The 22373-nt window shown below is 33.8% G+C and carries 16 protein-coding genes; 1 reads left to right on the top strand and 15 read right to left on the bottom strand.

Going from position 1 to position 22373, the window contains the following annotated elements; all coding sequences use genetic code 11:
- Positions 1–183 (top strand): transposase (locus NJT12_RS17920; protein WP_271337292.1); only part of this gene is annotated, 183 nt, incomplete at its 5' end.
- Between the two features lie 167 nt (positions 184–350).
- On the opposite strand, the gene NJT12_RS17915 is transcribed toward NJT12_RS17920, so the two are convergent.
- From NJT12_RS17915 to NJT12_RS17845, 15 genes are all read right to left on the bottom strand, one after another.
- Positions 351–1574: a 3-phosphoshikimate 1-carboxyvinyltransferase gene (locus tag NJT12_RS17915; protein ID WP_271337291.1), complete on the bottom strand. Its 1224-nt coding sequence runs from the start codon at positions 1572–1574 to the stop codon at positions 351–353.
- Between the two features lie 133 nt (positions 1575–1707).
- Positions 1708–2034: a nucleotide pyrophosphohydrolase gene (locus NJT12_RS17910; RefSeq protein ID WP_041518431.1), complete on the bottom strand. Its 327-nt coding sequence runs from the start codon at positions 2032–2034 to the stop codon at positions 1708–1710.
- Positions 2035–2077: 43 nt separating this feature from the next.
- The gene (locus NJT12_RS17905) at positions 2078–4090 is read right to left on the bottom strand and encodes a DUF3857 domain-containing protein (RefSeq protein WP_271337290.1); all 2013 of its coding nucleotides are present in this window, start codon (positions 4088–4090) and stop codon (positions 2078–2080) included.
- 5 nt (positions 4091–4095) lie between these two features.
- Positions 4096–6003 carry a transglutaminase family protein gene (locus tag NJT12_RS17900; protein ID WP_271337289.1) on the bottom strand — a complete coding sequence of 636 codons (1908 nt, stop codon included), beginning with the start codon at positions 6001–6003 and terminating at the stop codon, positions 4096–4098.
- Positions 6004–6067: 64 nt separating this feature from the next.
- The gene (dtd, locus tag NJT12_RS17895) at positions 6068–6520 is read right to left on the bottom strand and encodes a D-aminoacyl-tRNA deacylase (RefSeq protein WP_271337288.1); all 453 of its coding nucleotides are present in this window, start codon (positions 6518–6520) and stop codon (positions 6068–6070) included.
- Between the two features lie 160 nt (positions 6521–6680).
- Positions 6681–7658, bottom strand: coding sequence for a ribosome small subunit-dependent GTPase A (gene rsgA, locus NJT12_RS17890; RefSeq protein WP_271337287.1), 978 nt, complete (start codon positions 7656–7658; stop codon positions 6681–6683).
- A gap of 140 nt (positions 7659–7798) precedes the next feature.
- Positions 7799–11119 carry a VIT domain-containing protein gene (locus NJT12_RS17885; RefSeq protein ID WP_271337286.1) on the bottom strand — a complete coding sequence of 1107 codons (3321 nt, stop codon included), beginning with the start codon at positions 11117–11119 and terminating at the stop codon, positions 7799–7801.
- Between the two features lie 427 nt (positions 11120–11546).
- Positions 11547–12629: a bifunctional 3-deoxy-7-phosphoheptulonate synthase/chorismate mutase type II gene (locus NJT12_RS17880; RefSeq protein WP_271337285.1), complete on the bottom strand. Its 1083-nt coding sequence runs from the start codon at positions 12627–12629 to the stop codon at positions 11547–11549.
- 13 nt (positions 12630–12642) lie between these two features.
- A complete protein-coding gene (locus NJT12_RS17875) occupies positions 12643–13500 on the bottom strand; it encodes a prephenate dehydrogenase (RefSeq protein WP_271337284.1) in 858 nt (285 codons plus the stop codon).
- Positions 13501–13743: 243 nt separating this feature from the next.
- The gene (locus tag NJT12_RS17870; protein ID WP_271337283.1) at positions 13744–14889 is read right to left on the bottom strand and encodes a pyridoxal phosphate-dependent aminotransferase; all 1146 of its coding nucleotides are present in this window, start codon (positions 14887–14889) and stop codon (positions 13744–13746) included.
- 84 nt (positions 14890–14973) lie between these two features.
- On the bottom strand, positions 14974–15813 hold the full coding sequence (locus NJT12_RS17865; RefSeq protein ID WP_271337282.1) for a prephenate dehydratase: 840 nt from the start codon (positions 15811–15813) through the stop codon (positions 14974–14976).
- A gap of 437 nt (positions 15814–16250) precedes the next feature.
- Complete coding sequence (locus tag NJT12_RS17860) at positions 16251–16436, bottom strand: addiction module protein (protein WP_271337281.1); 186 nt, start codon at positions 16434–16436, stop codon at positions 16251–16253.
- 141 nt (positions 16437–16577) lie between these two features.
- On the bottom strand, positions 16578–17744 hold the full coding sequence (locus NJT12_RS17855) for a DUF1501 domain-containing protein (protein ID WP_271337280.1): 1167 nt from the start codon (positions 17742–17744) through the stop codon (positions 16578–16580).
- Between the two features lie 12 nt (positions 17745–17756).
- Positions 17757–19154, bottom strand: a complete 1398-nt coding sequence (locus NJT12_RS17850; protein WP_271337279.1) for a DUF1800 domain-containing protein — start codon at positions 19152–19154, stop codon at positions 17757–17759.
- Between the two features lie 619 nt (positions 19155–19773).
- Positions 19774–22173, bottom strand: a complete 2400-nt coding sequence (locus NJT12_RS17845; RefSeq protein ID WP_271337278.1) for a ribonucleoside-diphosphate reductase subunit alpha — start codon at positions 22171–22173, stop codon at positions 19774–19776.
- Positions 22174–22373: the final 200 nt, after the last annotated feature.

The raw sequence follows: 22373 nt of genomic DNA, 5'->3' as shown, positions 1-22373 counted from the left end.
CTGCTAAGTGAAATAGGAATACAAAGAAGAAAGCAACGCTCTGCCGATGTAGAGCCTGTGTTTGCCCAACTCAAGCATAATAACGGATTTAGACGATTTTCTTTAAAAGGAATTCAAAAAGTTGAATTAGAGTTCGGATTAATGGCTTTAGGTCACAACTTAAGGAAGAAAATTGCAGCATAAGGGCAATTTTTGCCTCCACTCAAAATTAACCCAATAAAAATCAAAACATCATCAAATAAAAAACCGTCTCAAATTATATGTTTTGAGACGGCTTCTATGTATTTTTCCGCCAAGAATTCACGAATTAATTAAAAAATAATTCGTGAATTCTTGGCGATTATTTTTATTTACAATTGTGAAATTTGAAAATCTAAAGCTTTCAGATCATTCCAGAAATCGGGATATGATTTTGAAACTACTTCAGCATTTTCGATAATGATTGGCACTTTTAATGCTAAAGGTGCAAATGCCATTGCCATACGGTGATCGTTGTAAGTTGCAATTTTTACATTATGATTGATATTGTCGGAAGCTGTCAAAGTCAAACTATCATTTGTAACCGAGATATTAGCTCCAAGTTTAGTTAATTCAATTCTAAGCGCTTCAAGTCTGTCAGTTTCTTTAATTTTCAACGTATGAAGACCTGTTAAGTGACAACCAATTCCTAAACCTAAACAAGTTACTACAATTGTTTGTGCAATGTCCGGCGTATTATTTAGTTCAAAATTTATTGGTTCAAATTTAAAATTCTCTTGTTTTACCAACGTCATTTTATTATCCTGAAAAGTAGTCTGAACTCCTAATTTTTCATAAAGCGATACCAATTCTGAATCTCCTTGTAAACTATTTTCTTTGTAACTGCTCAATGTTATTGAAGCTGTATCGGCCAAAGCTACCAAACTAAAAAAGTATGATGCTGAACTCCAGTCAGATTCTACTACCATTTCTTTTGATACCACTTCAGCTTTTGGATATACTTTGATTACATTTCCATCAAAACTAGTCTGAATATCTAAATCTTTTAGCAAGGCCAATGTCATTTTGATATACGGAATCGAAGTAATTTCTCCTTCTAAAGTAAGCTCTAAACCATTTTCTAATTTTGAAGCTACAAGTAAAAGTGCCGAAATATACTGGCTGCTTACATTTGCTGCCAAAGTAACTTTTGAAGACGTTACTTTTTTTCCTTTAATTCTGATTGGCGGATAACCTTCTTCTTTTTCATAAGAGATTTCAACTCCCAATTGTCCCAAAGCTTCCACTAAAATTTTAATCGGACGTTCCTGCATTCTGCTTGAACCTGTCATAACTACTTCACGACCTTCATTTACAGCAAAATAAGCAGTTAAAAAACGCATTGCTGTTCCTGCATGATGAATATCGACAATTTCGTCATTACCAATCAGGGCTTTTTGCATTACTTCGCTGTCATCAGAGTTTGAAGTATTAGAAAGTGTAATATTTGGAAACAATGCTTTTAGCAACAATAAACGATTCGTTTCGCTTTTTGATCCTGTTACTGCAATCTGGCCTTGTAAATTATGTTGAGTTGTTTGAAGTAGTAAATTCATTTTTTAAATTATAAATTGTAAATTATGAATTATGAATGATTAGAAACGTAATTCGCCACGCAATTTACCACTCCCCACTCATAATTCAAAATTCAAAACTCATAATTCAAAACTTATGAGTGATATTTCACAATTATTTTAATTTATCGTTGTTTTTATGACGGTCCTTATCTCTAATTGATTTCAAATCCATTTTTTTATCAAAGGCGGCTTGTAAATCAATTCCGGTTTGGTTGGCAAGACATAAAACTACAAAAACTACATCAGCCAGTTCCTCGCCTAAATCTTTGTTCTTATCACTTTCTTTTTCTGACTGTTCGCCATATCTGCGAGCAATAATTCTGGCAACCTCACCTACTTCTTCTGTAAGTTGTGCCATATTAGTAAGCTCATTAAAATAGCGAACCCCGTGTTCTTTTATCCAGGTATCTACATCAAGTTGTGCATTTTTCAAGTCCATAGTTATATTTTTTTTACAAAATTAGCCCTAATCTTTAATACTGCTATATTCTTTTTAAAACAATTTTTTCAGTTTCTTTTGCAATCATTCCTTTATAATACTCTTTAAGCATTTCGTATTGTTCTGTAGATACAATAGCTTCATTAATTTGATGTTGGATATTAATCTGCAACATGTTTTCGGTTGCGGCAATAATAAACTTAAAACTTCCTAAATTATCCTCCATATTAATAATTGATGGAGCAGGCAATACCTCAGCAGTAAAACCCTCAGGAATTTGAAGTGTTATACTATATTTATCCATAAAAGGAAATCCAAAATCAACTGGATATTCTCTGACATCCTGCTTGAAAGGATTTTGTTCATTTGTAAAAAATAACATAGGACTTACATATATTTTCCCTCCTATTACTTCGCATAAATTATTTCCGGTAAATGAATATGTTTCCATAGTAGGCAACAATAATTCTTTTTCGTTTGTTCTTGAATATTCGCTTATTTCGATTTTGTTATTTCTATTCTCCAGCTTTTCTAAATATTCTTCTTCTTTAAGCCCATTAATATTCTCTCTTGTAATCATGGCATTATAATCTGTACATTGCCTTCTGGTTTTTCCTGTCACCTTACCTTCTGCATCAATACTATAACTCATGAAAACAATATCATTTGAAGTTTTTTGAGGCATCAAATCTACTTCTTCAGAACTTCCGTCTTTTCTAATCAATCGACCAGACCAATTTAAAGTTCTCAAAGGCAAAACATTTGGAGTCGAAAATTTATCAGATGCATCTAACAAAATCTTACCATTTGGAGTTTCAACTGCAGCAATAACATAATTAAAAGCAGTTCTATTTGGAAAAATTGAAATTCCGTTGGCACGGGTACTTACCAAAACCGGATTTGCAGTTAAACCTGCATAACGCAGCATAGCAGTTAACATCAAATTGATATCCGCAATATTTCCTGTCTTCTCTTTGTATGCTTTTTTAACACCATTATCACAGTTGTATCCAAAATAATCATTCCACTTTACATTCGTTTTTACATGATCCAGTACGACCAGTATTTTTTCATCAATTGTATTTTTTCCTTCTAATTTCTTTCTTAAATCCTCTTCAAAATATCCGGACTTGTTCAATTCAGGACCAAAATCCTGGTATTCGTAAATTGTTTTCACAACTGCATTCCAATCAACCGAATACATTTTCATCTCTGCCTGCGGGAATTTCGTCATCGACAATTCATGTTGAATACTTGAAGAATAATTATCAATATTATTAACATAGGCTTCGTCTTTCATTGCCGGAAAATCTACAGCTACATACGTTGTCTGTGTTTCGGTATAATTTAATTTATCCGAAGTAAATGATGTTAGGGGATTATTTATCCCACCTCGTTCTTTACTTGTAAAAACTATTGTTCTGGTATTTTTTACCCTGGTGATCTTAGGGAAAACATATCCTTTCTGCCTCGCATTAAAGACATAATATTCCGGTATATAAGTCACAAACTCTGAGTAATTTACCGGAATACTGGTCTGAAAACCCCACTCTTTTATTACTCGGGCACTTGGACTTCTTATTATATAACTAAATTCAATAACAGAGCCTTCTTTGACATTAGGCATTGTGATCTTTTTTTGCCCTCTGAACTTATCGACTGCCTCATCAAAAACTCCATCGCTTTTTAACTTTATCTTCTCAATCTTACCATCTACTAAATTATAAGTAACCGCATCACTAAAAGCTACTTTTTCTTTAAAATCAGACTCATTATGATACCAAACACTTTGGTTCGCCCATTTATAACCTTCTTTTTTATAGATCTTAATCCTTGTCTCTACTTCTGTAACACTTACAAAGCCAGAATTCACATCAAATTCTATTCTGGTTTTTCCTTTTTTATACAAAATGGCGGCAGCTGCCGATGAATCTTTAGGATGCTTTTTCTGCTCTAATTCAGCAATTGAGACTTTTCCCAGTTTAAATTCCTGTCCTATTACTTTTGGAGTAAATAGTAACACAATTAACAGACTAAAAAATTTAATAATTTTCATTTTGGTTAGTTCTTGGTTAGTATAATTTTGGCGTTATCGTTTTTTGATACTTGCTCCATAAAAAGACGATATTCATCAAATTCTTTATTTGAATAATTGCCTTTATTTATAAATATAGAGCGTTTATAAGTCAGTTTATTATTTTCTTTTTTGATTATTTCAGTTTTGTATTCACCAAATTTTCCTTTCAATTCGAAGTTTGAAGGAAGAAATTCGATTGCAAAACTTGTTGGTAAATTAATCTCGATTTCATCTGTATCTAAATAGCCACGCTGAATCTGGAATGGATTTTTTCTATTTCTAATTCTTTTAACATTCCCCGAACTTTGATTAAAAGCATCAACAGTAAAAATTATTTTATTTCCTGTGAGTTTTCCATAATCAATAGCGCTTATTTGTACATCTTCAGTAAATTGAATATTTTCTTTGTTATTGGTAAAAGTAATTTTACCGAGTTTCAAATTATTGATATTATTCCAGTACTCTTTATAATGCGATTCTTTTTCTGTTGGCTGTAATTTCTGCACACGCTCTCTTGTACCATACTGAGAACCTTCAGACATAATATTTACCTGACCAGAAAAATGTCCTTTATCATCTATTATATAACTTCCTTTACTTGATTGCGAATTTTCTAATGGATTATAGATTTTTGTTCTTATAATTTCTCCTCCATCAGGCTTAATAACAATAACTTTTCTGTTATCCGTGAAGTTTGCCTGATATCCAAAAGGATCATCCTGGCTTGTACATTCTAAAAAAACATATTTATCTTTATCCGGCACACATAAGATAGCGTGATTTCCTTGTATGGAAAAGAAATCTTCATCGATATCCATCAAATTCGAATCACCGTATAATTCAGTATAATAAGACGGAACTCCTACTGCATCTAATAATGCTCTTGTATAATTAGACAATGCTTTGCAATCGCCATAACCTAATCTGTCTACATCGCTTGCCAACATTGGTTTCCAACCTCCAATTCCTACCTTAATGCTTACATATCTGGATTTTTCCTGTACAAATTGATAAACAATTTTTGCTTTTTTCACAGGATCTGTTTCGTTGCCTACCAAAGCTTTTATCTTTGTTTTTGTTTCTTCTGGTAAATTTGTGGTACCTGTTAAAATTTTATCCGAAAACCACTTGCCATATTCTTTCCAATCTTTTGCATTACCATCAATACCTTCTAAATTAAAATATTCTAAGCTCATGGCAACTTTTGGATATAAATCTTTAAAAACAGGACTATAATCTTCCGGTTTTTGAGCTAAAATATTAGTTGCGAGATAAGAAAGCTTAGTATCTGTATCTGAAGCTTTCTTTATATTAAAATTAGAAAACTGAGATTCTTTTTTCTTAAAACCAAGTGCATTAGGATATGTGACATTCAAGACACTTTTTTCAACACTTAAAAAATAACCGGACAACGGATACCAAACGGGAATAAAGGCTGTAGTTGAAGTTTGAATTTCGCAGTTAAAAATTACGGTAAACGGATATGAAATTGGTGTATAATTTAAATACAAATAGCGATTATCCGAAAAAAGTGTACTACCGCCGGCAGAACTTTGATCTGTAAAATCTTTTCGCCTAATTTTCTTAATCTCCTTACCTGAAGAATCATAAACTGTTGCTTCAATGTTTTTAATAGTGGTTCTTTTGTCATAGTGCTGATATGCATCGATCTCAGCTAAACCTTTTTCATTTAAGACAGTTATTACTCGCTGAGTCTTGATATTCATATCTCTCTGCGAAACAATATTAATATCTAATTGGTTCAGACGAACCACTGCATTGGCATTTTCTTTAAGACTATCAGAAACTGGTGTAAAAACAAAATCTGTCTTTTGGGCAGAACAAAGATTAACAAGTAAGAAAAAGAATAACCCGGAAAAAGTTAATTTCATTAGTAAGTAATTTCGCCAAATATATATTATTTTTAGAAACCTTTAACACTTCTCTAATAATATATTAATCTCTGTTTTTACTGTCTATTAAAATCGTTACAGGACCGTCATTGAGCAGATTAACTTTCATATCTGCACCAAAAATTCCTGTTTGGATTTTCTTTTTGAATTCTTTTTCTAAAGCCTTTACAAAATTCTCATACATTGGGATAGCAAACTCTGGTTTTGAAGCTTTTATGTACGAAGGACGATTTCCTTTTTTTGTAGAAGCATGAAGTGTAAACTGACTTACTACAATGATATCACCATCGATATCCTGAACCGAGCAATTCATGACGTCGTTTTCGTCACCAAAAATTCTCATTTTTATGATTTTGCCAACCAGCCATTCGATATCTTCCTGAGTATCCAGATCTTCAATTCCAACTAAGACCAACAAACCTTTTTGAATATCAGCTACTTTTTGATCATCTACAGTTACAGATGCCTGGGAAACTCTTTGAAGAACTACTCTCATATTAATGGTGAATTATAAATTGTGAATTTATTTAGCCACAGATTACACGAATTAAACAGATTTTTGAAATTATGATACAAAAAGATGCACTGCTGTGCATCTCTACAATTGACATCTTATTCTTTTCTAATTGGAATTTAAAAAATTGGAATTTATTTTTTTATTTTCTCATCTCATCACTGGCTTTACGATCTTCATCATAAGAATCTGTACGATAATTTTCATCGTCGCCTTCCAGTATTTTTAAGTAACTATTGTAACGTGACCAAGCGATCTCGTCTCTTTCTAGTGCGGCTTTAATAGCACAATGCGGTTCTTCTTTATGCAGACAATTGTTGAACTTGCATTGATCTTTCAGTTTAAAAAATTCAGGAAAATATCCACTGATTTCTTCTTTTTCCATATCAACAATCCCAAAACCTTTGATCCCTGGTGTATCGATGATTTTTGCATCAAAAGACAAATCATACATTTCGGCAAATGTAGTAGTATGCTGACCTTGTTTGCTCGCTTCAGAAATAGTTTTGGTTTTAAGATGCAAAGATGGTTCCATGGCATTTACCAAGGTAGATTTCCCTACACCTGAATGTCCTGAAAACATGCTTACTTTACCAATCATCATTTCTTTTAACTCTTCAATTCCTTTCATTTCTGTAGAAGAAACACGAAGACATTTGTAACCAATTTGCTGATAGACATATTGCATGTACAATTGATCATCAAGAGTGGCTTCATCAAAAGTATCTATTTTATTAAAAACTAAAATCGTTTCGATATTATAGGCTTCGGCAGTTACCAAAAAACGGTCAATAAAATTGAAGGTTGTGGGTGGATTATTAATCGTGATCAATAAAAATACGCGATCGATATTCGACGCAATAATATGCATTTGATGCGATAAATTAACTGATTTACGAACGATGTAATTCTTTCTTTCGTGAATATTAAAAATCGTTCCCGTTACAGTATCAGAGGTTTCTTCGAGTTCATAATCGACAATATCACCTACAGCAATAGGATTGGTACTTTTGATACCTTTCATCCTAAACTTCCCTTTCATACGGCATTCTATAAAATCGCCTTTTTCAGATTTTACAGTGTACCAACTTCCTGTAGATTTATATACGAGTCCTGTCATTCAAATTTTAGATTGTTTATTTTAGATTTTCAATTATCTTGAAAATCTAAAATATATTAAAAGGCAAAATTACGTTTTTAGAATTGAACAACGCAACTTCGCCTTTTAAAATTAAGAACAGACATTAAAAAATAACCTGTTTACCAAACTATTTCGGCTAATATTTCATTTTCCTTGATTTTACCTAACTGAATTGTTTTTAAAGTTTTGGTTGTTTTTCCTGCTCTTGTCGTATAAATTTCTACCATGACTGTTGCCGGACCGTTTTCTGTTAATTCGCTTTCACCAAAATAATTGGTTTTAATTTGATATTTTCCTTTCACGGCATTTCTAATTAAGTATTGTTCCGGACCATAACCTTGTGTAAAATCTTTTGAGAATCTGGCTCCGGCTTTTGTGTCTTTATGCCCGTAATAACATTCTTCTCCGTTTGGTTCAATAATATGCAAATCAAGATCGACATCCATCAAGTTCCAGTTCATTATAATTCGAATATCAACCGGCATTTTTGCTAAATACTTTTTGTCAAGTTTTCCTGTTTTTAAATTTTTATGCTCGATCATTAAACGGTTAATATCCATCAAAATAATATCTTCTACACCTTCATATTGTCCGCTCATTTCTCCGTAATAATTTACTTCTAAAGCTTTGATCAATTCATCAAAAGCTTCCTGATATTTTCCTGAATCTTCCAGAGCCAATGCGTAATCTCTTAGGCTTTGCGGTTCATGTGCTCTCCAATTTGCAACTTGTTTTGCAGTAAATAATGCATCATCAAACTCTTTCCATTGACGCAACGTATAGGTTAACGTTTTATAAAGCTGATGATTCTCTAAACCTAAATCAGCAATATTACTAATGATTTGCAATGCTTTTTTAACATCGCCATGATTGTAGAAAAAGTGCGCTACATCAAAATAAAAACTTGGATTTCTTTCTTGTCCGTTTCTTAATTCAAAATACAATTCATATTGTCTTTCTTTTGGTGCAGCTGCTAAAGCTTTAAGATATAATCTATCGGGATTCCAGGTTTTAGGTTCGTTTTTAATTACATCTGAATCTTCATATTCCACATTTTCAGTATCTGAATTTTCTTTTTCATCTTTAAGCGTTTCATTTCCCTGAACAAGTGACGTATTATTCTGTGGCGTTGGTACTACCTGAACTCCTGCTACTTTACCGGCAAGCGCTTGCGATATATCAGCATTTTTAGAAACCGCTTCAGCTGATATTGATTGTACCGCATATGAAACATCTTTTTTTCTAACAGGAGCAGCATATGAAGTCACAACCACTTCTTGTAAACGTGCTGAAGATTCTCGTAATCTAACTGTAAATTGATTATTTGCACCCACATTTACCTGATAACGCTCAAAACCAAGATAACTAAAGTTAAGTGTACTATTCTCGGCAGCTCTTATTACAAACTTACCATCAAAATCAGTATAAACTCCTTGTCTTTCTCCTTGTACAGTTATGGTCACTCCCGGCAAGGCTATTCCTTCCTCATCTAAAACCGTTCCTGAAACCTGACCAGCCGCAACATTTGCCCTTCTGCTTGAAATAGCACTTGCATTTCTTCCTGAACTTCTGTTTATGGTATTATTAACTGATCTTCGGGGATTTTTAACTTTGGGTTCTGGCAAAGGTTTTGGAGCAGCATATTTCAAATCCTTTTTCCACCATGAATTTAATCCTTCAAAATAACTCTCGATACTCTCCCAATTATTCTTTTGCTGTGCCAAACGACTATCATTTTCCTGCTTTTTAATTCTGTCAAATTCTTCACGTAATTCTGCTGGAGGAACAATATCATAAGCAACATAATCGCGAATATCTTCCAGAACAATCAGAGAAGTATTCTTAGTTATGATCCCGTATTTCTTTCCCAGAAGTTCAATCTCATCAGCATTTTTGGCATATTCAAAATCAAGATTTGCAATTTTTTTCTGCGCCCAAAGCTTTTCAACATTTACATCATTTGTATTTTGAAGACTTGCATCTAAAGTAATTTTTCGCTCTAAAACAGCTTCATTATTATAACCAAATAATAAGGTAACTTCATTTTTTGGATTCAAAGAAATTCCCGAAAAACTAAAACTTCCTGAAGCCGAAGTTCCCGGTATTGAAAACAAATCTGTTACTGTATAATTTTCTTTAATACCTAAAAACTTCAGATTCGTATTCACCAATTTATCCATAGCATTTTCTTGATTTAACTGATTTAAATTAATAGCATTACCACCAGTTTGCATTGCCGAGTAATTCAAAAAGGCAAAATCAGCAGAAACTGATGACGTGATCGCATAGAGTGGCTTTTTTGTTTTTGGTAAAACGTTATCACTCAAAGAAGATAATCCGTCAGAAAAAAATAAATATTCGTCATTGTTTATGAAATTTATTTGCGAAAAGCGAGTTCCTCCATCGTATTTTGTATGTTCCAAAACAGCTTTTAGTTCAGACCAATTTCCATTAGAGATGGTGTATTCTTTTTGTTTTTCGAAAGTATAATTCAAAAAGTACAAAGTCACTTTCGTGTTTTTTATTTTCTGAAAGTAAGCATCCAGCAAAGCCAGTTCTTTTTTGAGATCTCTTGTTTTACAGCTCAGGGAATTATCCCAGATCAAACCAATAGAAACTGGTGTTTTCTTAGCGATCTTATTTCCTTCGATAAAAGTATTGCCATAAAAATAATGCTGTCCACCCACATTCTGCATCACAACACTTGGAGCATTTTCCTGAATCGGAATCTTAAAAAGTAACTTTTCAGAAGGCTGATAATTTTCTTTTTTTATAGAAGCCTGAAAAGATTGATTCCATTTTGAAAAAACAATTGCATCACCGGAGTTTTCAGCGACAGTTGGCGAAGTTGAAGTTCCTAAAACCGAAATATTCATTTCGAAATTATCGAGTTTTTTAGGATAACGGCTCACCAACTGATAAGACAAATTATCTCTATCAAATGCCGAAAGTTCTTCTTGGTAACCAATAACTACAGTACGTTCTCCGTTTGGCATTATAGGATAGATTCTGGTTCTAAAATTATTTCCATCGACTTTCTCTAACAATCCCGGATCAACGCGACGATGTTCTATGGCCTCAAAAACCTGTTTCCCTTTATTTTTATTTACCGGAACTGCCTCACGCATTTTTCCATTTATATCAATGGCATATCTTGAAACCGAAACATTTTCAGGTAACGGAAAAATAAGCTCTCCTTCCATCTGGCGAGTTCCCGAATTAAAAAAATGCATTTCGGCAGTAGTGTAAGCGATATTTCCTACCACTTTTACATTGACGATTAGTTTATTCATTCTCACTTTTTCCGCACCCTCACCTTTTACAGTAAGTTCAGGGCTTTGTGCGAAAGTTTTTGTTCCAAAGAACACTAAGAAAAAAAGTAGTATTTTCAAATTTACCTGAAAAAAATCTGGCTTGGATAAACGTCTTTTTGATTTCATAACGCGATAGTTAAGTTTGTATATAACTATAGAGCATATAAAATCTAAAAAGGTTGGAATGGATTTAAAAAAAATATTTAACCATATAAGTTATATAAGAAAATATTAGCCTAAGATTGAGATTAAAAGCTGTGAAAAATATAGCCCAAGGTTTCAACCTTGAAGACGCAATCAAGGGTCGCAATATTTGGGGTTGCAATGCATATTCACAATCTTTGTCCCCAAGGTTGAAACCTTGGGCTATGTTTGTATAGAAAATCATATTTAACCTTTTATTTTTTTGTGTTAAACAAAAAAAAATCTCCAACACTTCTTTTACAAAGTGCCGGAGATTCTTAAAAAAACAATCTATTTTTAAATAATGTTATAAGAGAACTTTAAAATAATTTCAAAATTAACTTACATCACTTATATGGTTTAAAAGAAATTAAGCGTTGATTACTTTTTCCTGGTGACCAATACTTTCCTGGTGAATTGCTTTGAACATCTTCAAAACAAACTCTTCAGTAAGACCTTTTTTCTCTCCTTCAAGAATCATTTTCCCTAAGATTTCGTTCCAACGGTTGTTTTGAAGAATCGCTACGTTTGCATCTTTTTTCACCTGACCAATTTCGTCAGCTACTTTCATACGTTTTCCTAACAATTCTAATAAGTTAGCATCAAGAACGTCGATGTTAGCTCTTAGTTTTGTCATTTTTTGAGTGTACTGATCTGTAGTATCATCCGTTTTTCTGATCGTCAAATCTTTAATGATTTGTTTCAAAGCGTCTGGAGTAACTTGTTGAGCAGCATCAGACCAGGCATTGTCCGGATCGTAGTGCGTTTCGATGATCATACCATCGTAATTCAAATCTAAAGCCTCTTGCGTTACTTCAAAAATCATTTTACGATCTCCTGTAATGTGAGACGGATCGATGATTAATGGTAAATCAGGGAATTTATTTTGCAATTCGATAGCAATTTGCCATTCCGGGATATTTCTGTATTTTGTTTTTTCGTAAGTAGAAAAACCTCTGTGGATAACTCCTAATTTCTCGATTCCAGCCATGTGTAAACGCTCAACACCACCTAACCATAAAGCTAAATCAGGGTTTACAGGGTTTTTAACCAAAACGATTTTATCAGTTCCTTTTAAGGTATCAGCAATTTCCTGAACTGCGAATGGGTTTGCAGTTGTACGGGCACCAACCCATAAAACGTCTATATCATGTTCTAAAGCTAGTTTACAGTGTGCTGCAGTCGCAACCTCAGTTCCCATTAACAAACCAGTTTCAGCTTTTGCTTTTTGCAACCATTTTAAACCAATTTCTCCAACACCTTCAAATCCTCCCGGACGCGTTCTTGGTTTCCAGATTCCAGCTCTGAATACACTAACTTTTGAATCTTTTAATTCATGCGCAATCTTCAATACTTGATCTTCCGTTTCTGCACTACATGGTCCAGCTATCACAAGTGGGTGATTTAAATTGAAATCATCTAACCACTTTCTCATTTCTTTCTTATTTTCCATCTTAATTCTATTTTTACTTTTTAATTGTTAATCCGTTTAATATTTCTTTGATTTTATTCGTGCTTTCCATTTCTTCAAAAATGGCATTGTAATTATCTTCTTTTAACAAATCCCTAAACCGACTCAGATTTGAAATGTATTCTTCTAATGTTTCAATAACGTGTTCCTTGTTTTGCTTGAAAATCGGTGTCCACATTGCGGGAGAACTTTTTGCCAGACGTACCGTGCTTTCAAATCCACTTCCCGCCATATCAAAAATATCCTGTTCGTCCTTTTCTTTGTTCATTACTGTTTTTCCCAACATAAATGAACTAATGTGCGACAAATGCGAAACGTAAGCAATGTGTTTGTCGTGCGAAGTTGGATCCATATATCGAATCCTCATTCCTATTTCGCTAAAAAGTTTCAATGCTTTTTCCTGCAATTTAAAAGTGGTTTTTTCCACCTCACAAATGATATTCGTTTTCCCCTGAAACAAACCTTTTATCGCTGCCGAAGGTCCTGAGAACTCCGTCCCCGCTATAGGATGCGTTGCGATAAAATTTCTTCTTTTTGGGTGACTGGCAACAGCTTCACAAATTGGCTTTTTAGTCGATCCTACTTCAAAAACAATTGTTTTATCTCCAACTGCATCCAAAACTTTAGGCAGAACCACCAAAGCCACATCTACGGGAACCGAAACAATTACAAAATCAGCATCTGCCAATTCCTCAAAGCTTCCCGCCTTGTCGATAACACCTAAATCAATTGCTTCCTGCAAGTGTTTTTCGTTATTATCTATTCCAAAAATAGTAGCATCGGGGTGTTTTTCTTTGATGTCAAGCACCATCGAACCGCCTATTAGCCCTATTCCTATTACGTATACTTTCATAATTCTTTTTATTAGAAGCTATTTCCTGCTATCCGCTGTATCTTTTATGATGAACCCAACCATTAAAGGATGCCGCTTCTATCAGGGCTAGGGCTTCTCGTTTTTTCAAGACCTTTATTTTTTTCTGTCACCCTGAGCGAAGTCGAAGGGGGCTCCAATTGGAATGTGGACTTCGACTTCGTTCAGCCTGATAAACTATGTCAAAATCCGGATTCTTTATTCTTTATTCTAAAATCTTAATACTTAAAACCTATCTATCGCTTCTTGTACTTTTTCTTCTTTTACACACAACGAGAATCTTATATATCCTTCACCATTACTTCCGAAGATTGTTCCCGGGGTGATAAAAATATGTTTCTCGTATAATATCTCGTCTATGAACTTTTCTGATGATTCGATTCCTTCCGGAAGTTTCGCCCAGACAAAAAGCCCAACTCCTTCTTTGTAAACTTCGCAGCCTAATTTTTCTGCTAATTTTTCTGTCAATTCTCTTCGGCGTCTGTAAATTTTGTTTTGATCTTCGAACCATGATTTATCACAATTCAAAGCTGCAACTGCCCCTTTCTGAATTCCATAGAACATTCCGCTGTCCATATTGCTTTTTACTTTTAGGACCGCATCGATAATTTCAGGATTTCCTAAAACCATCCCAACTCTCCAGCCTGCCATATTGAATGTTTTACTTAAAGAGTTTAGTTCTAAAGCCACTTCTTTGGCACCTTCAACCTGCAATAAACTCATTGGGTTATCATTCAAAACAAAACTATACGGATTATCGTTGACCAATAATATGTTGTGTTTTTTAGCAAAAGCAACCAATTTTTCAAATAATGCTAAACTTCCTCTTGCTCCTGTTGGCATGTGCGGATAACCCAGCCACATAATTTTTACTTTCTTCAGGTCTAATTTTTCCAGAGCTTCAAAATCCGGTTCCCATGCATTTGCTTCTTTCAGATCATAATAAATTGGAACTGCTCCAACCAGATTGGTTACCGAAGTATAGGTTGGATAACCCGGATTCGGAATCAAAACGTGATCGCCTTCATTTAAAAATGCTAACGAAATGTGCATAATCCCTTCTTTTGAACCCATCAAAGGCAAAATCTCATTATTAGGGTTCAATTCAACACCAAACTGATTCTGATAAAAATCTGCCATCCCTTTTCTCAATTCCGGTAATCCCTGATAGCTCTGATAACCATGCCCGTTTTCATCCAGAATTGCTGCAGCAACTGCTTCAATTACTGCTTTCGACGGACTCAAATCAGGGCTTCCAATTCCCATATTGATGATAGATTTTCCTTCAGATTGCAATTGACGAACTTCTCTCAGTTTTGATGAGAAGTAGTATTCTTCAACTGTATCTAATCTTTTTGCTGTTGTAATCATTTTTATTTTTTATTAAAAAATGCTTTAGGCTTTATGCCGTAAGCTGTATGCTTTTTTGACTTTAAGACTTTCGACTTTCCAACTTTAAGACTGACTTAAAGGTTTCGTGTTTTTATATTCTCCCAATACCTTTAAATATTCTGCCATTATATTTAATAGCGATTTGGCTTTTGCAAAATCTTCGTATTTCTCAAATGTTACATCTACGAAAAATGAATATTTCCAGGGTGTTTCTATTTTTGGAAGCGACTGAATCTTAGTTAAATTCAATTTGCAATCGCTCATTACATTTAAAACCGCCGCCAAACTTCCTCTTTTGTGATCTAATTCAAATTTGATTGACGCTCTGTTGATTTCGTTTTCAGGCAAAAATGAATTTTGCTTTTTGATGATTACAAAACGTGTCATGTTGTTTTTGATCGTCTGAATTTCCGGCGCAATAATTTCCAGATCATACATTTCCGAAGCTACCTTACTTCCTATTGCTGCAATTCCGGTTAATTGTTTTTCCTGAATTCTTCTGGCAGTTTCAGCTGTATCTTTATCTTCAACCAATTTGATGTTTGGATATTGTTTTAAGAAATCCATACATTGCAGAATGGCCATTGGGTGCGAATGAACTTCTTTTATATCCTCGATTTTCTGACCTTTCAAAACCATTAAATTTTGGTGAATACTCAAATAATGCTCTCCAATAATGTGCAAATTATTCTTGTCAATCAAGGCATAATTCGGGATAATTGGTCCTGCAATCGAATTTTCTATCGCCATAACTGCCTGATCAGATTTTCCCGAAAGAAGACTGTCAACCAATTCTTCAAAAGACAAACACTCATCAATATCCACATTTTCAGAGAAATACTCTTTCACAACCTGATGATGAAAAGAACCTTTTATACCTTGTATTGCAATTTTAGTTGTCATATATTCAAAAAAAAATCCTGATTTTCATCAGGATTGTATATTAGTTTTATTTGTCTTTTTTAATTTTCTCAAATAACCATAGCACAATCCTCACTTCTACTAAAGAAGAAATAAAAAGAGTTGCTAAAATAAAAACGGTTACTTGCCATTTTGTTTGTGTTTTTCAATAAATTCTCTGCGAATGTATAAATTATTTTCACTGCACCAAAAAAAATATTGCATTTTATGAAACAAAAAAGGATTTCTTAACAAATTTATGATGTTTTGTATGATAATATAAAAATATCGACTTAATATGAGATATTTACAATTGGTTTTTCTAAGATTCTAAGGTTTTGAGTCGCTAAAATTCTAAGTTTTATTCTTAATATTGTCATTTAAACGAAGGAGCAATCTTCATAAGTAGCTCGACAACTAACTAATTATAGGAATTAGAATTATCTAAGAGATCTTAAATGAGCCTTAACCTCATCCCAAGTATACAATTCAGTTTTTCCATTTTCTAAATTTTGCATACGAATATCTAATTCTCTCTTAACATCACCAGATACACTATTCCATAGTTGTTTAGCCAAAACCTTTTTTTCAGTGTCTCTATCTTTAGATAATTTTATGATTTCCATATTTCATCAAGTTTTTCTGCCACGAATTTCACAAATTAATTGCCGATTAAAATTCAATTTCACTAATTCAGTTTCAAAAAAAATACTAATTACAACAAATAAAAATTCGCGGGAATTCGTGAAATTTGTGGCTATAAAATTTTAAAACAATCCCGAAACTGGTTTATTCCTAATCCCAATTTTTGCATAATCGAAATTCATTTTCTGCTGTAACAGTGAAGCATACACACTTCTAAAATCAATTTCATATTTTAAATCGCCATTATCCAAGTTTGCCAGATCTGGATTATTTCCTAAAATTGTTCCTTTGTTATTTCCTCCAATAATAAACATTGGCGCTGCAGTTCCGTGATCTGTTCCGTTTCCGTTGTCTTTTACTCGTCGTCCAAATTCCGAAAAAACTACCACTGTAACATTCTGAAGCAATTGCGCTTGTTTTAAATCCTGATAAAAACTGTATATCGCATCATTTAAATCGGCTAATTTTTTCTCGTGAATCGCAAGCTGATTATCATGCGTATCAAATCCGCCAAGAGAAGTATAATATACTTTCGAATTTAGATTCCCTTTTATCAATCGGCCAATCCATTCTAAGTTTTTAGATAAATCGGTTTTAGGATAAGTGATTTCTGATTTTGATTTCGCTAATGCTTTCTGGATTTCATCAGATCCTTCGGTAACGGAATTGGCTATTTTTCGAACAAAATCTAATTGTGGATTATCCGATAAGGTTATATCTTCTTCTTTATTTCCTTTTATCTTAAATCGGTTTGGATCTTTTACGGTTATCGAATTGGGTTCCATTCCTTTTAATGCCAGATTATCGATAGAATCCAGATTTATTCCTGCCGTTGCCTGATGTCCGTTACATTGTAAATCTAAATACCTTCCTAACCAGCCTTCATTAATATATTTATTCGAATCTGTTGCGGTCTGCCAAATTTCCTGACTTCGAAAATGAGAACGAATTGGCTCCGGATATCCCACATTCTGAATTACAGTTAAATCTCCGTTTTGCTGCATTTGAGCAAAATCTTTTAACGAAGGATGAAATGCCATTCCTTTATTTTTTCCGACAACGACATCCTTATTCAAAGCAATTTTTGTTCTTAAATCATAATACAACGGATTATCGTACGGAATAAAAGTATTCAATCCGTCGTTTCCTCCATTCAATTGAACAAATACAACACACTGTTCGCCGATTACTAAATTATTTTGCGAACCAAAAGCGTGTAAAAAATCAGGAAGCACAAGCATTCCGCCTGTAAGAGTTCCTGTAAGCGTTAGAAAATTCCTTCTGTTCATGGCTGTAGCTTTCTAAATTAATTGATATTCGGGTAGTTTTGTGATATAATTAAAGAGCCTTATTACGGCAAAACTGGCATGTTCTTCTTTTGGGTCAAAATCATATTTCAGCAAATTCTCCATGTCTTTTTGCATCGAATCATTGACTTTAAATAATAATCTGTTCGATAACTCGGTGATAATGGTTTTGTTATTTCCATTGGAATCAAAATCGATTTTCACGTCAATTTTCTCCAATTCTGATTTTGGTTTTTCAGTTTCAGAAGCCATTGTATTCAATACTTTTCTGGTAACACTTCTTCCGCTGCAAAGCAAATCTGATGTATTATTCCGCTGCAAATAGACCTGCGAAGTCAGCCAGGAATTTCCACCGTCCCAACCTTTTACATTAACCTGATTGTATAGATCCATTCCTTGTTGTTTCAAAAAATACAAAACTATCGTATCATCAAGATCGTCAATATGCAATTCGTCTAAAAGCTGCAGAATATAAACCAAGGGATCTTTTATTTTAGTGCCTGAAATATCTTTTTTATATTCTTCGGTAAATATTTTAGTGAGTAATGGTTCAATTTCAAACTTTACTTTTCTTAAATAATCGCCATAATAAGTTACCAATTCATCTGATGGATTATCATAAATAAACCATTTCAGAATTTTTCGGGTAATTAAATATGGTATCTCCTTTTGCTCAAAAATAATATCGACGAGATCATCTGCTTTCCAATTTCCGGTTTTACCGAAATATGTTTTATCAGAATCGTCTTCAGCAAAACGCCTGTAAACTGCTCCGTCATCGCCATAATTTAATCCCGCCAAAGCTCTTGCTCCGTTTTTGATATCACTTTCAGAATAATTCCCAATCCCGATGGTGAATAATTCGAGTAATTCACGGCTTAGATTCTCATTGTATTTGCCTTTTTTATTATCGACATTGTCTAAGTATTTCACCATAGCATTCGATTTTACGATTTGCTTCGTGAGTTCCTTGAAGTTCCCAAAGGCATTTTCGCGTAAAATCATATTATGCTGATACATCCAGTAGGTAACTTTTACTTTTTGAGAAGTGGAAACAAAATGATTGTGCCAAAAACAAACCATGTTTTCACGTAACGGAAATTCGTCGTTTCGCATTTTGGCAATCCACCATTTTTTTAATTCAATAGTCGAGTAGATTTCTTTTTTGAGGATCTTCTTTTTTTCTTCTGAATCGGCGGCTTTTATAGATTCGCGTAATTCCTTAAGTTCGATAAGTGTCTTGGGGTCGTCGTCTAAAAAAGCAGGAAGTTGTTTGTCAAACTTTGAATCATAGGAATGCTTTAGAAATTTTTCTAATCCTAGTTCCTCAATTTTATAGGATTCTTTTCCGGAAAATCCCAACCGTAACGACCAAAGATTGCTTTTTTTCATAACACAGGAATTTGTTTAGCAATAAGACTTTAGTTTTCTTTAAAGGTTTAATTTAAGGAAGGTGCTAAGGAGCTAAGTTACTTAGATGCTAAGGTGCTGATTTTTAAAAATCTTTGGTATTAATTTAAACGTAGATTTTTGAGGGATATTGTTTAATTCGAATTGATATGAAATGGACGAAATTAATTAAATCACGAAACTACAATCTATTTGTATGAAATATTTTTTATTCAAACAGCTATACAACATAGCCCGAGATTTCAATCTTAGGACACATATAGAATCGGACAATATAATAACATAGCCCGAGGTTTCAACCTTGGGACGCATATTGAATCGGATAATACAATACATAGCCCGAGATTTCAACCTTAGGATACATATAGAATCAGACAATATAATAACATAGCCCGAGGTTTTAAACCTTGGGACGCATATTGAATCGGATAATGTATTGTGTCCCCAAGCTTGAAACCTCTGGCTATGTTATAAAAAATTACAATTTCCTTTTTTCTCGGAATTGATAAAAAAAAAGCAGCTATCATTACGACAACTGCTTTCTATAAATTAAGAATAAAATCTTTCCTCTTTATTCTATTCTCTTTCTTCTAATCAAGAATTAAGATCCACACATTTCACAATCTTCAGGATCTCCTGCTTGTGCTTTTAGCAACATCGCTTTGTAATCCTCAACGCTGATTGCTTCAGTTTCAGGAACTAAAACTGCTTCTGGCACATCTTCTTCTTTTTTATCGTTGTTTAGGGTGAATTTAATCGCATCAACCGCAGATTTTGTTCTCAGGTAATACATTCCTGTTTTTAAACCAGATTGCCAAGCATAGAAGTGCATTGACGTCAGTTTAGAATAGTTTGCATCCTGCATGAACAAGTTCAATGATTGTGATTGATCAATAAAATAACCTCTCTGACGTGACATATCGATAATGTCTTTCATCGACATTTCCCAAACTGTTTTGTATAATTCTTTCAGGTCTTGTGGAATCACATCAATATTTTGAACAGATCCGTTGTGACGCATGATTTCTTGTTTCAATGTTTCGTTCCACAAACCTCTGTCTACTAAATCATGAAGTAAATGTTTGTTTACAACAATGAATTCTCCAGACAATACACGACGTGTGTAAATGTTTGATGTATAGGGTTCGAAAGCTTCGTTGTTTCCAAGAATTTGTGAAGTCGAAGCTGTTGGCATTGGCGCAACTAATAATGAGTTACGAACTCCATGCTCCATTACTTCTTTTCTTAATGAAGCCCAGTCCCAACGGCCTGATAATTCTTCATCTTTCATTCCCCACATATTGTATTGGAATTCTCCTTGTGACATTGGAGAACCTGCAAATGTAGAATATGGCCCTTCCTCTTTTGCCATTTCCATAGAAGCGGTTACAGCTGCGAAGTATAATGTTTCGAAAATTTCCTGATTCAATACTTTTGCTTCATCACTTGTAAACGGCATACGCAACATAATAAAAGCATCTGCTAAACCTTGAACTCCCAATCCTACCGGACGGTGACGCAAGTTAGAGTTTTCAGCTTCTTTTACCGGATAGTAATTTCTGTCGATTACTTTGTTCAGGTTACGGGTTACACGTTTTGTAACATTGTAAAGTGCTTCGTGATCGAATTTTCCGTTATCAATAAACATTGGTAATGAAATTGAAGCTAAGTTACAAACTGCGATTTCATCTTTAGAAGTGTACTCCATAATCTCTGTACACAAGTTTGATGAACGAATTGTTCCTAAATTCTTGTGATTCGATTTACGGTTTGCTGCATCTTTGTACAACATATATGGAGTTCCTGTTTCGATTTGCGATTCAAGGATTTTCTCCCATAATTCACGTGCACGAATAGTTTTTCTTCCTTTATTTCTAAATTCATAATCAAGATACATTGTCTCGAATTCTTCTCCGTAAACATCGTATAATCCAGGACATTCGTTAGGACACATTAAAGTCCATGATGCATCTTCCTGAACACGTCTCATGAATAAATCAGATGTCCACATAGCAAAGAATAAATCTCTTGCACGCATTTCTTCTTTTCCCGTATTTTTCTTTAAATCCAAAAATTCGAAGATATCAGCATGCCATGTTTCGATATAAATCGCAAAACTTCCTTTACGTTTTCCACCACCCTGATCTACGTAACGCGCCGTATCGTTGAACACTCTCAACATTGGCACGATTCCGTTTGAAGTTCCGTTTGTACCGCGAATATAAGATCCTGTTGCACGAACGTTATGAATAGAAAGACCAATTCCTCCCGCTGATTGCGAGATCTTAGCCGTTTGTTTTAATGTATCATAAATACCATCAATACTATCATCCTGCATTGCCAAAAGGAAACAAGAAGACATTTGTGGTTTTGGAGTTCCTGCATTAAACAACGTTGGTGTTGCGTGCGTGAAGAACTTTTTAGACATTAAGTCGTAAGTCTCGATAACTGATTTTAAATCGTCAAGGTGAATACCAACTGAAACACGCATCAACATATGTTGTGGTCTTTCGACAATTTTACCATTTATTTTTAGCAAATACGAACGCTCTAAGGTTTTGAAACCAAAGTAATCGTAATTAAAATCTCTTGTATATATGATATGTGAATCTAAGAACTCTGAGTTTTCCTGAATTACTTTGAATACTTCATCCGAAAGTAATGGCGATTCTTGTCCATTTCTTGGATTTACGTATAAGTACATATCTTTCATCGTTTCTGAGAACGATTTTTTTGTATTTGAATGTAGGTTCGAAATTGCCACACGCGCCGCTAATTGTGCATAATCAGGATGCGCAATTGTCATAGAAGCTGCTGTTTCTGCCGCAAGATTATCAAGTTCAGAAGTTGAAACCCCATCATACAATCCCTCAATAACACGCATAGCTACCTTAACAGGATCTACAAGTTCATTTAAACCGTAACACAATTTTTTGATTCTTTCTGTAATCTTATCAAACATTACCGGCTCTCTGTGACCATCTCTTTTTACTACATACATAAGCTTACTATTTTAGTTATTGAAAAAATGAAAGACACTGGAATAACGAATTCCAGGACTTAAACATTGCGTGTTTTTAAATTATTTTTTTGAGAATTGTAGGATTCTCAATAGTTACCTGTTCCAGTCTGGAAAACAGATTGAAAAAGCATTAAAAATTGTCATTGAATCTGCGATTTGGGAAAGAGATTCAAGCGAAA

It is taken from the genome of Flavobacterium azizsancarii (genome assembly GCF_027980145.1).
GTDB classification, from domain to species: Bacteria; Bacteroidota; Bacteroidia; order Flavobacteriales; family Flavobacteriaceae; genus Flavobacterium; species Flavobacterium azizsancarii.
The sequence above is the reverse complement of the archived record's forward strand: the minus strand, read 5'-3'. Positions and strand labels throughout refer to the sequence as shown.